Consider the following 13,764-nt stretch of genomic DNA (forward strand, 5'->3'; position numbering starts at 1 on the left):
GGTCATAGCGTGAGGGAAACGCCCGGTTACATTCCGAACCCGGAAGCTAAGCCTTACAGCGCCGATGGTACTGCAGGGGGGACCCTGTGGGAGAGCAGGACGCCGCCGAACAATTCTTCTAGAGAAGCCCCCGCCGGGTGAACCGGTCGGGGGCTTCTCTGTTGTAGGGTCAACATGCAATTGTCGTCACACGGGACAGGAGGCCCCCGGGTGGAGGTCCAGGAGACGCGGGTCCAGACCGATCGCGTCCTCACCATCCCCAACATGCTGAGCATGGGCCGGCTGGTCGGTGTTCCGCTGTTTCTCTGGCTCATCCTGTGGCCGGTGTTCGACGGGCCCAACAACGACGGTTGGGCCCTGTTGATCCTGATGCTGAGTGGGATCAGCGACTATCTGGACGGAAAGCTCGCCCGGAGGTGGGGGCAGATCAGCCGGGTGGGGCAGCTGCTCGATCCGCTGGCCGACCGGCTCTATGTGCTGTCCACGCTGGTCGGACTGACCTGGCGTGAGATTCTGCCGTGGTGGCTCACCGCGATCCTGTTGGCCCGTGAGGTATTCATCGCCGGGCTGCTGCCGATTCTGAACCGGCACGGCTACGGCCCGCTCCAGGTGAGTTTCCTGGGCAAGGCCGCGACCTTCAATCTGATGTACGCGTTTCCGCTTCTGCTGCTCGGCAGTGTGGACAGCTGGATCGCCCGGCCGGCCGAAGTGGTGAGCTGGGCGTTCATCTGGTGGGGGACGACGCTCTACTGGTGGGCCGCGATTCTCTACGCGGTTCAGGCGAGGCGGATCGTCCGGGGGAGCGCCGCGGGCCCGGCGTCCACAGTCTGAGACGTGATCTGAGAGAAGCCCCACGCCTCCTCGGTGCGTCGGACGAGACCTTCCGGGTAGAGAACCTTCTGGAACGCTTTGATGGACCTGCTGGTCCACCACCGCGAAGGAGGACGCACCCGTAATGAAAGCCGTTGTAATGGCAGGGGGCGAGGGCACCCGACTCCGCCCGATGACCTCCAGCATGCCGAAGCCGCTGCTTCCGGTCGCCAACAGGCCGATCATGGAGCACGTGCTTCGGCTGCTGAAGCGGCACGGCCTCTCCGACACCGTCGTCACCGTGCAGTTCCTGGCATCGCTGGTCAAGAACTATTTCGGTGACGGCGAAGAGCTGGGCATGCATCTGACCTATGCCCACGAGGAGACGCCACTGGGCACTGCGGGGAGTGTCAAGAACGCCGAGGACGCGCTCAAGGACGATTCCTTTCTGGTGATCTCCGGTGACGCGCTGACCGACTTCGATCTCTCGGAATTGATCGACTTTCACCGCAGCAAGAACGCTCTGGTCACCGTCTGTCTCACGAGGGTGCCGAACCCACTGGAGTTCGGCATCACGATCACGGACGACGAGGGGAGGGTCGAGCGTTTCCTGGAGAAACCGACCTGGGGGCAGGTTTTCTCCGACACGGTGAACACCGGTATCTATGTGATGGAACCCGAGGTATTCGACTACGTCGCGGCGGGCGAGTCCGTCGACTGGTCGAGTGACGTCTTCCCCCAGCTGTTGAAGGAGGGCAAGCGGGTCTACGGCTACGTCGCCGAGGGCTACTGGGAGGACGTGGGCACCCACGAGAGCTACGGCAAGGCCCAGGCGGACGTCCTGGAGGGCAAGGTCGACGTCGAGCTCGACGGCTTCGAGATCTCTCCCGGGGTCTGGGTCGCCGAGGGAGCCGAGGTGGACCCGGAGGCGGTGCTGCGCGGGCCGCTGTACATCGGGGACTACGCCAAGGTCGAGGCCGGCGTGGAGATCCGCGAGCACACCGTGCTGGGCAGCAACGTGGTCGTGAAACGCGGTGCGTTCCTGCACAAGGCGGTGGTGCACGACAACGTGTACGTCGGACCGCAGAGCAATCTGCGGGGCTGCGTGGTCGGCAAGAACACCGACGTGATGCGTGCCGCGCGGATCGAGGACGGCGCGGTGATCGGGGACGAGTGCCTGGTCGGCGAGGAGTCGATCATCGGGGCGAACGTCCGGGTCTACCCGTTCAAGACCATCGAGGCCGGTGCCGTCGTCAACACTTCGGTGATCTGGGAGTCGCGCGGCCAGGAGCACCTCTTCGGAGTCCGCGGCGTCTCGGGCGTCCTGAACGTCGAGATCACCCCGGAGCTGGCGGTGCGGCTGGCGGGGGCGTACGCGACGACCCTGAAGAAGGGCGCCACCGTCACCATTGCGCGTGACCACTCGCGTGGTGCGCGTGCGCTCAAACGGGCGATGATTTCGGCGCTCCAGACCTCCGCGATCGACGTCCGCGACCTCGAGAACGTGCCCATGCCGGTCGCGCGGCAACACACGGCGCGGGGGAGCGCGGGCGGGATCTTCCTGCGGACCACGCCGGGCGTGCCGGACTCGCTGGACATCCTGTTCTTCGACGAGCGCGGGGCGGACCTCTCGCAGGCCGGCCAGCGCAAGCTCGACCGGGTCTACGCCCGCCAGGAGTTCCGGCGGGCCTTCCCCGGTGAGATCGGGGACCTGACCTTCCCGTCCAGCGTCTTCGACTCCTACGCGGGCAACCTGCTGCGGGCGGTGGACACCACCGGGGTCCGGGAGGCCGGGCTGAAGGTGGTCGTGGACACCGCGCACGGCAGTGCCGGCCTCGTTCTGCCGAGCATCCTCGGCCGGCTCGGGGTGGAGGCACTCACCGTCTCCACCGGGCTGGACGAGGCGCGGCCGACCGAGGACGCGGAGGCGCGCCGGGCCGGCCTGGCCAGGCTGGGTGAGCTGGTGGCCTCCTCGCGGGCGGCCTTCGGGGTGCGGTTCGACCCCGTGGGCGAGCGCGTCGCGTTCGTGGACGAGCTCGGCCGGGTGATCGACGACGACCGGGCGCTGCTGGTGCTGCTGGACCTGGTCGCGGCCGAACGGCGCAGCGGGCAGGTGGCACTGCCGGTGACCACCACCCGGATCGCCGAGCAGGTCGCCGCCTACCACGGCACCCAGGTGATCTGGACCACCACGACGCCCGACGATCTCGCCAAGGCGGCCTCCGCGGAGGGCACGGTGTTCGGCGGGGACGGCCGCGGCGGTTTCGTGGTGCCCGAGTTCAGCGGGGTGCTGGACGGCGCCGCGGCGTTCGTCCGGCTGGTCGGCCTGGTGGCGCGGACCCAGCTCACGCTGAGCCAGATCGACGCGCGGATCCCGCAGGCGCACATCCGGCGCCGGGACATCGCGACGCCGTGGGCGGCCAAGGGCATGGTCATGCGCTCGGTGGTGGAGGCGGCCGGCAGCCGTCGGCTGGACACCACCGACGGGGTCCGGGTGGTAGAGGCGGACGGGCGCTGGACGCTGGTGCTGCCGGACCCGGCCGAGGCGGTCACCCACCTGTGGGCCGAGGGCCCCGACGACGAGGCCACCGAGGCGCTGCTGGACGAGTGGGCGGCCGTGGTCGACGGCGCGGGGCGGTGACGGCCCGGGGCTGACCACGGTCCGGAACCGAGCCGGGCACGGTCGGGAGCCGGGCCCGGAACTACCTCGGACGGCGGGGCGCGCGGTGTGATCCGCGCGCCCCGCCGTCCGTTTTCACATCATTCGGAATACTCCGTCACGTTCCGTCATGTGTGCAGCGTGTGTGCAGCTCAGGGGCCGTGCACGGGCCCCCTCGGCGACGTGGGACGATGGTCTCCATGCCAGCGACGCCGACGCCGAGTGCCCCGAACGGACGGTACAACCGCCCGGACGCCTCGATGTCCTTGCTGACCAGCGTGATGGACCACAGCCTGGACGAGGGCTACGCGGAGGCGGCCGCCGCGCGCGGCGGAGCCCGCGACAGCCGGATACCCGGCACCCTGCAGGGACTGCTCACGCTCGGCGCCGGGCTCGCGCTGGTCGGCGCGGTGGTGACGGTGGGCGCGGTGAACGCGCACGAGGCCGAGCCGTCGCTGGCCAAGGAGCGGGACGCACTGATCCACCGGATCAACGACAGCAACACCTCGGCCGACCAGTTGCAGAAGCAGGTACAGGAGCTGCGGCTCAAGGTCGACAGCACGCAGCAGCAGGCGCTCGCCTCGGGCGACGGGGACCCGGGCGGGGTGAGCGGGGCGGTGGGCCTCGGGCAGGTCACCGGGCCGGGTCTGAAGCTGGTCCTGGAGGACGCCGCCGGTACGGGCCTCGGCGGCAACGTCGACCCGCGGGCCGGGCAGGGCTTCTCCAACAGCGGCCGGCTGCGGGACCGCGACCTGCAGCTCGTGGTGAACGGCCTCTGGGGAGCCGGGGCCGAGGCGATCGCGATCAACGGCCAGCGGCTGACGGCACTGTCCGCGATCCGGGCCGCGGGCGAGGCGGTGCTGGTGGACAACCGGCCGCTGGTGCCGCCGTACAGCATCCAGGCGATCGGGGACGGCTCGCAGCTCCTCGCCGCCTTCGAGAAGGACATGGCCGGGCAGTACCTGCGGCTTCTCCAGGAGCAGTACGGCATCAAGTCGACGCTCTCCGTGCAGAAGAGCCTGACGCTGCCGGCGGCGGTCGGGGTGACGCTGCGGACCGCCCAGCCGGTGACCCCCGAAGCCTCGCCCGCGGCCCCGACGACTCCGGGCGGAACGCCGCCGGGCGGCGCCGCGACCCAGCAGAGCCCCAGCGCGTCCGTCCCACCGGCGGCCCAGCCTTCCGCGTCGCCGCCGCCGGCCGCGCCCAGCGGTACGTCCAGCGCCAAGCGGCGTCCGACGACCGGATCCACCAAGACCTCGACAGGGACAGGAGCAGCCAGACCGTGATTGCCGTACTGGGTCTTGTGATCGGGGTGGTCGTCGGCCTCTTCGTCCAACCCGAGGTGCCGGACGCCGTCGTGCCCTATCTGCCGATCGCGGTGGTGGCGGCGCTGGACGCCGTGTTCGGCGGCGTCCGGGCGATGCTCGACGGGATCTTCAACGACAAGGTGTTCATCGTCTCGTTCCTGTCGAACGTGGTGGTCGCGGCACTGATCGTCTTCCTCGGCGACCAGCTGGGCGTCGGCTCGCAGCTGTCGACCGGTGTGGTCGTCGTCCTGGGCATCCGCATCTTCTCCAACGCGGCCGCGATCCGGCGCCATGTCTTCCGTGCCTGAGCCGGGCCGCGAGGCGGCGGCCGCGGAGAAGCGGGAGGCCCCGGCGGCCGGTCCGGTCCCCGGGGAGCCGGGCGCAAGGACGAGCGGGAAGGCGGCCGAGGAGACGGCTGCGAAGCCCGCCGAGGACGCCGTGGACGGGCCCGAACCGGAGCCGGCCGGGCCCGCCGGGCCGGAGGGCCCGGCGGCCGCGTCCGAGGCCGCCCAGGCGGCGGGGGAGACGGCCGGGGCCGGGGAGGCCTCGGAGGGGAAGTCTGACGCTAAGGCTGAGCCTGAGGCCGCTCCGGTGGCCGAGCCGACGCTGCGGCTCACGAAGGTCGTGGAGCCGGCACCCCGGGGCGCGCCGGAGGCCTCGTCGGCGGCCGAGGCTCAGCCGGAACCCGTGCCCGCCGCCGAGCCCGTGCCCGCCGCCGAACCCGTGCCCGCCGCCGAGCCCGAGGCGGAATCCGCACCGGAGCCCGAGCCGGACGCCGGGCCCGAACCCGCCGCGGACCGGAACGCCGGCCGGCGGCGGCTGAAGGCGGCGCTCTGGCCGCCGCGGCTCTCGCGCGGGCAACTGGTGGTGGCGCTGCTGCTGTTCTCGCTCGGTCTGGGCCTGGCGATCCAGGTGCGGTCGACCAACGACCACCACAGCCAGCTCCGCGGGGCCCGCCAGGAGGACCTGGTACGGATCCTCGACGAACTGGACAGCCGTCAGCAGCGTCTCCAGCAGGAGAAGGCGGAGTTGGAGCAGTCCCTGGCGAAGTTGGAGAACAGCTCCAACCAGGCCAAGGAGGCCCAGGAGCAGACCAGGAAGAAGGTGACGGAGCTCGGCGTGCTCGCCGGCACCGTCAAAGCCACTGGTCCGGGCATCGTACTCACGGTCGATGATCCCCAAGGGCAGGTGAAGGCAGATATGCTGCTGGACACCCTGCAAGAACTTCGAGCGGCGGGGGCGGAGGCGATTCAGATCAACGATGTGCGTGTGGTGGTCAACACCTACTTCACCGACCTGTCGGGCGGCGGGGTGCAGATCGACGGGAAGAAGGTCTCGCAGCCCTACCGCTTCACGGTCGTGGGGAACCCGCAGGATCTGACACCCGCGCTGAACATCCCGGGAGGTGTCGTCCGCACGCTGGAGAGCCACCAGGCGCGGGCGACGATCACCCAGCAGCAGAAGGTGGTCGTGGACGCCCTCGTCGACCCGAAGTCGCCGCAGTACGCCAAGCCGGCTTCGAAGTGACGGGGCGCCCGACGAACGGCCCGTCAAGGGCGGGCGGCACCCGGTTCGGGGCGCCGCCGTCACATGGGCGAGACTGGTTCGCACCAGTTCGCTCCGGAGCAACAACCGCAGTACCAACCGCCGGAGTACCACTCCAGCGGGCCCGAGCAGCAGCGAGCGGGCCCGCAGCATGTCCGAGGTTCTCACCCTGCCCCGCGGGCGGGTCTGTCACACGCAAGGGGATTCGCCCGTGAGTTTCTTCTCGAAGTTGTTCGGTCGTAACAAGGGCCGTGACGCGGCCGCCGTCGAGGCGCCCACCGCGCGTCACCGCCGCCCCGAGGACGAGCCCGCCGTGCCGGGCATGCGCCCGGCCCCCGAGGCCGCGCCGTACGCGGGTCAGCAGCTCTACCGGGACGGTGGAGCCGCCCAGTACGCGGGGAATCAGGCGGGCTACGGCGCGTCGGTTGACCCCTCCGGCGAGCCGCGCATAGGTTTCCCGTCAGGACCCTCAACCTCTGGTGGAGGGTTTGCCCCGGATCCGTACGCCGGGCACAACCCGTCGGGTGTGCCGCGCCAGGAGGCTGTGAACATGGCTGGCCCCACTCCGTGCCCCAGGTGCGGCAACCAGAACCCGGCCTCGGCCCGGTTCTGTTCCAACTGCGGCACGGCGCTGCGCGGCGGTCTGCTCCCGGAGGGGGCGGCGGAGACCACGTCGACCATCTCCATCTCCGGCCTGGAGTCCTACGACCCCACCACCACGACCGGCACCGGCGCCACGCCGGCCCTGTCGGCCGAGGTGCTGTCGGCGATCGACGCGCTGCCGCCGGGCTCGGCCCTGCTGATCGTCCAGCGAGGTCCGAACTCCGGCAGCCGCTTCCTGCTGGACTCGGACGTCACCACGGCGGGTCGCCACCCGCAGGGTGACATCTTCCTGGACGACGTCACGGTCTCCCGCCGGCACGTGGAGTTCCGCCGCACCCCGGCCGGCTTCAGCGTCGCGGACGTGGGGAGCCTCAACGGCACCTACGTGAACCGGGAGCGGATCGACGAGGTGTCGCTGAACAACGGCGACGAGGTCCAGATCGGGAAGTACCGGCTGGTGTTCTTCGCCGGCCACAACCGGGGGTACTGAAAACGACGTCGGCAGGAGCCCGAGTGAATACGAATACCCCTTCCTCTTCTCTCGGGGCGGCCACCCCAACCCCGTCCGGTCCGCACGCGGACCGCGGCGGACGCGGGGTGGTCGCGGGCCCGCGGCAGCCGGTCCGGGCCGAGCGGCCCGCCGGCCGTCGGCGCGGCGGTGACGAGCTGCTGAGCATCGGCGCTGTGCTGGCCTTCCTGCGCGACGACTTCCCCGAGGTGACCATCTCCAAGATCCGCTTCCTGGAGGCGGAGGGGCTGGTCGAGCCCCAGCGCACGCCCTCGGGGTACCGCAAGTTCAGCCCGGCCGACGTCGAACGGCTGGCGTACGTCCTGCGCATGCAGCGGGACCACTACCTGCCGCTGCGGGTGATCCGGGAGCACCTGGACGCCATCGAGCGCGGCGAGAACCCGCCCGCGCTGCCCGCCGCCGACACGCGCCCCGGGCCGCTGGAGGAAGCGGACCGGGAGCTGGTGGCCGCCGGCGAGGTGCCCTCCGGCGTCCGGCTGGGGCGTGCCGAACTGCTGGCCGCGGCCGAGGCCGGGGAGCCGGAGCTGGCCGAGTGGGAGTCCTACGGGCTGGTCGCCCCGGGGCCGGACGGCGGCTACGACGGCGAGGCGCTCCAAGTGGCCCGGTTGGTCGCGGAGCTCGGCCGGTACGGGCTGGAGCCCCGGCACCTGCGTGCCATGAAGGCCGCGGCGGACCGCGAGATCGCGCTGGTGGAGCAGGTGGTGGCACCACTGCGCCGGCACCGGAACCCGCAGACCAGGGCGCACGCGGAGGCCACCGCCCGGGAGCTCGCGACGCTGTCCGTACGGCTGCACGCGGCCATGGTCCAGGCCGGTCTGCGGACCCGTGGTTAGGGCCCGTCCGACCGGTCGTTCCGGCGACCGCGCGGCCCGGGGGCGCGAACCGCACCGCGCTGACCAGCGGCGTCGGCCCTGCGCTTTCATATCCGGGAGCGGAGCCATAGGGTTGCCTGTGTGAATGAGCTCGACGTCGTGGGTGTCCGGGTGGAGATGCCTTCCAACCAGCCGATCGTGCTGCTGCGGGAGGTCGGGGGAGATCGCTACCTGCCGATCTGGATCGGCCCCGGCGAGGCGACCGCGATCGCCTTCGCCCAGCAGGGCATGACGCCGGTGCGCCCGTTGACGCACGACCTGTTCAAGGACGTCCTGGAGGCGCTCGGCCAGCAGCTCACCGAGGTCCGCATCACCGACCTGCGGGAGGGCGTGTTCTACGCCGAGCTGGTGTTCGCCGGCGGGGTCGAGGTGAGCGCCCGGCCGTCCGACGCCATAGCGCTGGCGCTGCGCACCGGCACGCCGATCTACGGGAGCGAGGAGGTGCTCGCCGAGGCGGGCATCGCGATCCCGGACGAGCAGGAGGACGAGGTCGAGAAGTTCCGCGAGTTCCTCGACCAGGTGTCGCCCGAGGACTTCGGGGGCAGTGGTCCGCAGTAGCGAGGACCCCTGTGCGGCCTTCTGGCCCATCGTTTTGCGAAAAACCGTCCTCCTACCCACACTAGGGGCACGAAAAACCACTCTCCTGAGTGATGCGGATTGTCTGACCCGGCGTGGCGATCGTTGACGGGTCATAGGGGACTGCCTACCGTCAGGAGTGGCTGTCCGGGTGGCCGATGCCCGCAGTCGGGTTGCCCGCAGCACGAGTGGACGGAGGCAGGCATGAGCAGCACCGGCGATGACGCGGCCGTGGGAGGCCGGTGCGCCGTGCACATGCCGCGCACCGCTCGCACCGTCACGGATCTCCCCAGGGTCGGCAGGTTCCCGGCCGTACAACCGGGCCAGCCGGCCATCGAACGGCTGGTCCCGACGTCCGACCTGCTCGGGTTCCGCGGTCCGACGGCCTGCGCGGCGGCCGGCATCACGTACCGCCAGCTGGACTACTGGGCCCGTACCGGACTGCTGGAGCCCAGCGTCCGCACCGCGTACCCGTCGACCAGCCAGCGGCTCTACAGCTTCCGCGACATCCTGCTGCTGAAGATCGTGAAGCGGCTGCTCGACGCGGGTGTCTCGCTGCAGAACATCCGGGTGGCGGTCGCCCACCTCCAGTCCGCCGACCAGGCCGACCTGGCCGGGATGACGCTGATGTGCGACGGCGCGACGGTGTACGAGTGCACCACCCCGCAGCAGGTGGTGGACCTGCTGAAGGGCGGTCAGGGGGTCTTCGGCATCGCGGTGGGCGCGGTCTGGCAGGAGCTGGAGCTCACCCTCGGGCGACTGCACGCCGAGCGCACCGACACCGGCGAGACCGTGGTCGGGCACGATCCGGCCGACGAACTCGCCCAGCGCCGCAACCGGGCGGTCTGAGCAGGCCTTCCACGGGGCCGCGGGTCCGAACGGGGAACCGTTCGGACCCGCGGCCCCGTCGTGTTCCCTGTTGACGTGATCGAGGGAGGGCACGTGGGAGTCGGCACCGGGATATCGGGGCTGCTGCGGCGCAGGGCCGGGCTGCTGGGGGTGCGGCTGCGGCAACGGGGTACGCAGCGCCGGGTGTTCCAGCTCGGGACGGTGCTCTGCTCGCTGGCGCTGGCCCCGAGCGCCTGGGTGTGGTGCTCCGCGGGGGACCGGGTGGGCACGGTGGAGAGCGCGCCCGCCGCGCCGGTCGCGGTGGTCTTCGGCGCAGGTCTGTACCAGGGCAGGCCCTCGCCGTACCTGGAGCACCGGCTGGTCGCGGCGGCGGACCTGTACCGGGAGGGGAAGGTGCAGGCGATCCTGGTGACCGGGGACAACGGGCGGGTCGAGTACTCCGAGCCCGACGCGATGTACGACTACCTGACCCGGCACGGGGTGCCCGAGGACCGGGTGGTGCGGGACTACGCGGGATTCGACACCTGGGACTCCTGCACCCGGGCGCGCCGGATCTTCGGGGTGGACCACGCGGTGCTGGTCAGCCAGGACTTCCACGTCCGCCGGGCACTGGCGCTGTGCGAGGCGGCGGGCATCCGCTCGTACGCGGTCGGGGTGCCGGAGCAGCACGACGCCACCTGGCTGTACGGCGGGCTGCGGGAGGTCGCCGGGGCCGGCAAGGCGGCGGCGAACGCCTGGCTGCGGCCGGACCCGGTGTTCCTGGGGCCCCGGGAGGACGGCATCCCGAGGGCGCTGGCGGCCGCCGCGGCGCAGCGGCCCTAGGGACGGCGGCCGGGTTCGTACGGACTGTCGGACCCGTGCGCGATGATCGGCGGGTGCGATCTCTGCCGAGCATCATCCACCTCGACATGGACGCCTTCTTCGCGGCGGTGGAGCAGGCGGCCAAGCCCAGCCTGCGCGGCAAGCCGGTGATCGTCGGAGGGCTCGGCGGGCGCGGGGTGGTCTCCACGGCCTCGTACGAGGCGCGGAGGTTCGGGGTGCACTCGGCGATGCCGATGGCGCAGGCGCGCAGGCTCTGCCCCAACGCGGCCTTCCTGTCGGGGCGGTTCGAGGCCTACCGGCAGAACAGCGAGATCGTGATGGGGCTGCTGCGGCAGCTGTCCCCGCTGGTGCAGCCGCTCAGCCTGGACGAGGCCTTCGTCGACCTGGAGGCCGGCCCGTACGGCCCGGCGCTGCTGGCGGCGGACCACGACACGGGAGAGCAGCTGGTGCTCGCGCTGGCGGAGGACCTGCGGGCGGACATCCGGCGGCGGACCGGGCTGACCGGCTCCGTGGGGGCCGCAGGGTCCAAGCTGATGGCCAAGATCGCCTCCGAGCAGGCCAAGCCGGACGGGCTGGTCATGATCGAGCCCGGGCAGGAGCGGGCCGTGCTCGGCCCGATGCCGGTGCGGGCGCTGCCCGGGATCGGGCCGGCCACCGAGCAGGTGCTGCGCCGGGCCGGGCTCAACACGGTGGCCGACCTCGCGGAGGCGGGGGAGGCGGAGCTGGTGCAGCTGGTGGGGCGGGCGCACGGTGCCGGGATCTTCCAGATGTCCACGGGGCTGGACGAGCGGCCGGTGGTCGCCGACCAGGACGCCAAGTCCGTGTCGGTGGAGGACACCTACGAGGTGGACCTGGCCGACCGGGAGCGGGTGCTGCGCGAGGTCGAGGCGCTGGCCGGCCGGTGCGTGCGGCGGCTGCGGGCGGCCGGGCGGTCGGGGCGCACGGTGGTGCTCAAGGTCCGGCGGTTCGACTTCTCGACGCTGACCCGCTCGGAGACCCTCGGCGGGCCCACGGACGACGAGACGGTGATCACCGCGACCGCGCGCCGGCTGGCCGAGCAGGTGGACATCGCCGGCGGGGTCCGGCTGCTGGGCGTGGGCGTCACCCAACTCGCCGACTACACCCAGGAGGACCTGTTCGCCCAGGCGCTGCGGGAGGAGGCCGCGGAGCACGCGGAGGCGGCGGCCGAGGCCGAGCCGGTCGAGGAGGAGCCGGAGGCCGTCGTGGTGCGGCGGTGGATGCCCGGGCAGGACGTCCGGCACGAGGAGTTCGGGCCGGGCTGGGTGCAGGGCAGTGGCGTCGGGAGGGTCACCGTGCGGTTCGAGACGCCGTGGAGCGGGCCGGGGCGGGTGCGGACCTTCGCGGTGGACGACCCGGCGCTGGAACCGACCCGGCCGCTGCCGCTGCGCCGGGTCGAGGACGGGAGCGAGCACGGGGGCGGGAGCGAGGGCGGCGGATCGGACGGGGGTGGCGGATCGGACACGGGGGCCTGAAACGCGAAGCGGCCCCACCCGGTGGGGGAGTACCGGGTGGGGCCGATCACCGTGCCGGGTCCCGTACGGTCGTGATGCCCTCGCGACGTACGGGGACCCGGGGCCCCGCGCCCTGTCCCTGAGCGCGGGGGCCGGACGCCTCGTCAGGCGTCGGTCTTGACCAGCTCGGGGCTGGAGTCCTGCTGGGCCGAACCGCCGACGACGGTCGCGGTGGCGGCCGCCGTACCGCCGCGGATCAGGAACGGGACGACGCCGGCGACGACGCAGACGACGGCCGCGGTCCAGAACGCGTGCTTGTAGGCGTCCAGGGTGGGCAGGGAGAGCGGGATCTGCGGCGGCAGCTTCATGGTGTCGCCGGTCAGGATGGCGGCCATCACGGCGGTGCCGATCGCGCCGCCCACGGTGCGCAGCACGGAGTTCATGCCGTTGGCGATGCCGCTCTGCTCGGCCGGGACGGCGCCGTTGATGTAGGCGGGCATCGCGGCGAAGGCGAGGCCGACGCCGAGACCGAAGATCGCCGAGGCGGTGTAGATGTCGGCCTCGTGCCCGTGGCGGACGGCCAGGTAGGCCATCGCGACGGCGCCGAGGACGCCACCGAGGACCAGCGGCAGGCGCGGGCCGCGACGGGCGATCAGCAGGGCGCCGACCGGGGCGGCGACCATCGAGCCGATGGCGGACGGCAGCAGCATGATGCCGGCGTGCAGCACGGTGGCGGTGAAGCCGTAGTGGGTCAGCTTCTCCGGGGTCTGGGCGAAGTTGCTGATGACCATGAAGGAGCCGTACATGCCGAAGCCGATGAGCAGGCCGGCCACGTTGGTGAAGGCGACGGCCGGACGGGCCATCATCTTCATGTCCACGAGCGGGTGCGCGACCTTGGTCTCGATGATCCCCCAGACCAGGGCGACCACGGCGGCGACGGCGAACAGGCCGAGCGTCTTGTTGGAGGTCCAGCCCCAGTGGTTGCCCTGGCTGACCGCGACCAGCAGCGCGGAGAGCCAGCCGGCGAGGGCGATGGCGCCCAGCGGGTCGGCGCCGCCCTCCTTGTCGGTGACCGGGTCGGTGGGGACGCGGAAGGCGACCAGGGCGACCGCGATCAGGCCGAAGACCAGGCCCATCCAGAAGATGGACTTGTAGTTCCAGTGCTCCAGCAGGAGGCCGGTGGCGACCAGGCCGAGGCCGGAGCCGACGCCCATCGAGGCGCTGATGGCGGCGACGCCGCCGGTCACCTTCTGCTTGGGCAGCTCGTCGCGGACGATGCTGATCGCCAGCGGCAGGACGCCACCGCCGGCGCCCTGGAGGACCCGGGCGACGACCAGCCAGGTGAAGGAGTGGGTGCTGACCGCCAGCGCCGAACCGGCGACCAGGCCGGCCAGCGAGATCAGCAGCATCGGCTTGCGGCCCCGGAGGTCGCCGAAGCGGCCCAGGAGAGGAGTCAGCACGGCCGCGGAGAGCAGGTTGGCGGTCATCAGCCAGGTGATGCTGGAGGCGGAGACGTTCAGTTCCCTGGCCAGCGAGGGCAGGATCGGGACGACCGCGGTCTGCACCACGCTGAACGACAGCATCGCCAGGATGAGGGCCGGCAGGACCCGGGCGCTGCTCTGCTTCTCGGCCGCGGTGGTGGGCTGTGGTGCCTCACTCACGGTTGCTTCCTCTCGTACATAGTGAATGAACTGAAGTAACTTTGCAGGGGATACTTCAG

At 71.6% G+C, this 13,764-nt stretch carries 12 protein-coding genes and 1 rRNA gene; 12 read left to right on the plus strand and 1 reads right to left on the minus strand.

Annotated elements, in window-relative coordinates:
- From rrf to AB0E96_RS13595, 12 genes are all read left to right on the plus strand, one after another.
- Nucleotides 1-111: ribosomal RNA gene (gene rrf, locus AB0E96_RS13540) — 5S ribosomal RNA — on the plus strand; the annotation flags it as partial.
- A gap of 99 nt (nucleotides 112-210) precedes the next feature.
- Nucleotides 211-831, plus strand: coding sequence for a CDP-alcohol phosphatidyltransferase family protein (locus AB0E96_RS13545; RefSeq protein ID WP_359822453.1), 621 nt, complete (start codon nucleotides 211-213; stop codon nucleotides 829-831).
- Nucleotides 832-955: 124 nt separating this feature from the next.
- Nucleotides 956-3,451 carry a mannose-1-phosphate guanyltransferase gene (locus tag AB0E96_RS13550; protein ID WP_359822455.1) on the plus strand — a complete coding sequence of 832 codons (2,496 nt, stop codon included), beginning with the start codon at nucleotides 956-958 and terminating at the stop codon, nucleotides 3,449-3,451.
- Nucleotides 3,452-3,669: 218 nt separating this feature from the next.
- A complete protein-coding gene (locus AB0E96_RS13555) occupies nucleotides 3,670-4,755 on the plus strand; it encodes a DUF881 domain-containing protein (protein ID WP_359822457.1) in 1,086 nt (361 codons plus the stop codon).
- Nucleotides 4,752-5,084, plus strand: a complete 333-nt coding sequence (locus AB0E96_RS13560) for a small basic family protein (RefSeq protein ID WP_030062488.1) — start codon at nucleotides 4,752-4,754, stop codon at nucleotides 5,082-5,084. Before AB0E96_RS13555 ends, AB0E96_RS13560 begins: the two co-directional genes overlap by 4 nt.
- A 397-nt stretch (nucleotides 5,085-5,481) precedes the next feature.
- Nucleotides 5,482-6,303 (plus strand): DUF881 domain-containing protein, encoded by an 822-nt coding sequence (locus AB0E96_RS13565; protein WP_359822500.1) that lies wholly within the window; start codon nucleotides 5,482-5,484, stop codon nucleotides 6,301-6,303.
- 229 nt (nucleotides 6,304-6,532) lie between these two features.
- The gene (locus AB0E96_RS13570) at nucleotides 6,533-7,414 is read left to right on the plus strand and encodes an FHA domain-containing protein (protein ID WP_359822459.1); all 882 of its coding nucleotides are present in this window, start codon (nucleotides 6,533-6,535) and stop codon (nucleotides 7,412-7,414) included.
- A gap of 179 nt (nucleotides 7,415-7,593) precedes the next feature.
- The gene (locus AB0E96_RS13575; protein WP_359822502.1) at nucleotides 7,594-8,286 is read left to right on the plus strand and encodes a MerR family transcriptional regulator; all 693 of its coding nucleotides are present in this window, start codon (nucleotides 7,594-7,596) and stop codon (nucleotides 8,284-8,286) included.
- Between the two features lie 120 nt (nucleotides 8,287-8,406).
- Complete coding sequence (locus AB0E96_RS13580; RefSeq protein WP_030303568.1) at nucleotides 8,407-8,883, plus strand: bifunctional nuclease family protein; 477 nt, start codon at nucleotides 8,407-8,409, stop codon at nucleotides 8,881-8,883.
- A gap of 222 nt (nucleotides 8,884-9,105) precedes the next feature.
- Complete coding sequence (locus tag AB0E96_RS13585; protein WP_359822462.1) at nucleotides 9,106-9,750, plus strand: MerR family transcriptional regulator; 645 nt, start codon at nucleotides 9,106-9,108, stop codon at nucleotides 9,748-9,750.
- A 93-nt stretch (nucleotides 9,751-9,843) separates the two neighbouring features.
- The gene (locus AB0E96_RS13590) at nucleotides 9,844-10,572 is read left to right on the plus strand and encodes an ElyC/SanA/YdcF family protein (RefSeq protein ID WP_359822465.1); all 729 of its coding nucleotides are present in this window, start codon (nucleotides 9,844-9,846) and stop codon (nucleotides 10,570-10,572) included.
- Between the two features lie 53 nt (nucleotides 10,573-10,625).
- The gene (locus AB0E96_RS13595; protein ID WP_359822468.1) at nucleotides 10,626-12,065 is read left to right on the plus strand and encodes a DNA polymerase IV; all 1,440 of its coding nucleotides are present in this window, start codon (nucleotides 10,626-10,628) and stop codon (nucleotides 12,063-12,065) included.
- Nucleotides 12,066-12,208: 143 nt separating this feature from the next.
- Here the strand turns inward: AB0E96_RS13595 and AB0E96_RS13600 are convergent, their stop codons facing one another.
- Nucleotides 12,209-13,705 (minus strand): MFS transporter, encoded by a 1,497-nt coding sequence (locus tag AB0E96_RS13600; protein WP_359822470.1) that lies wholly within the window; start codon nucleotides 13,703-13,705, stop codon nucleotides 12,209-12,211.
- Between the last annotated feature and the right edge of the window lie 59 nt (nucleotides 13,706-13,764).

It is taken from the genome of Kitasatospora sp. NPDC036755, assembly GCF_040636595.1.
Taxonomy (GTDB): domain Bacteria; phylum Actinomycetota; class Actinomycetes; order Streptomycetales; family Streptomycetaceae; genus Kitasatospora.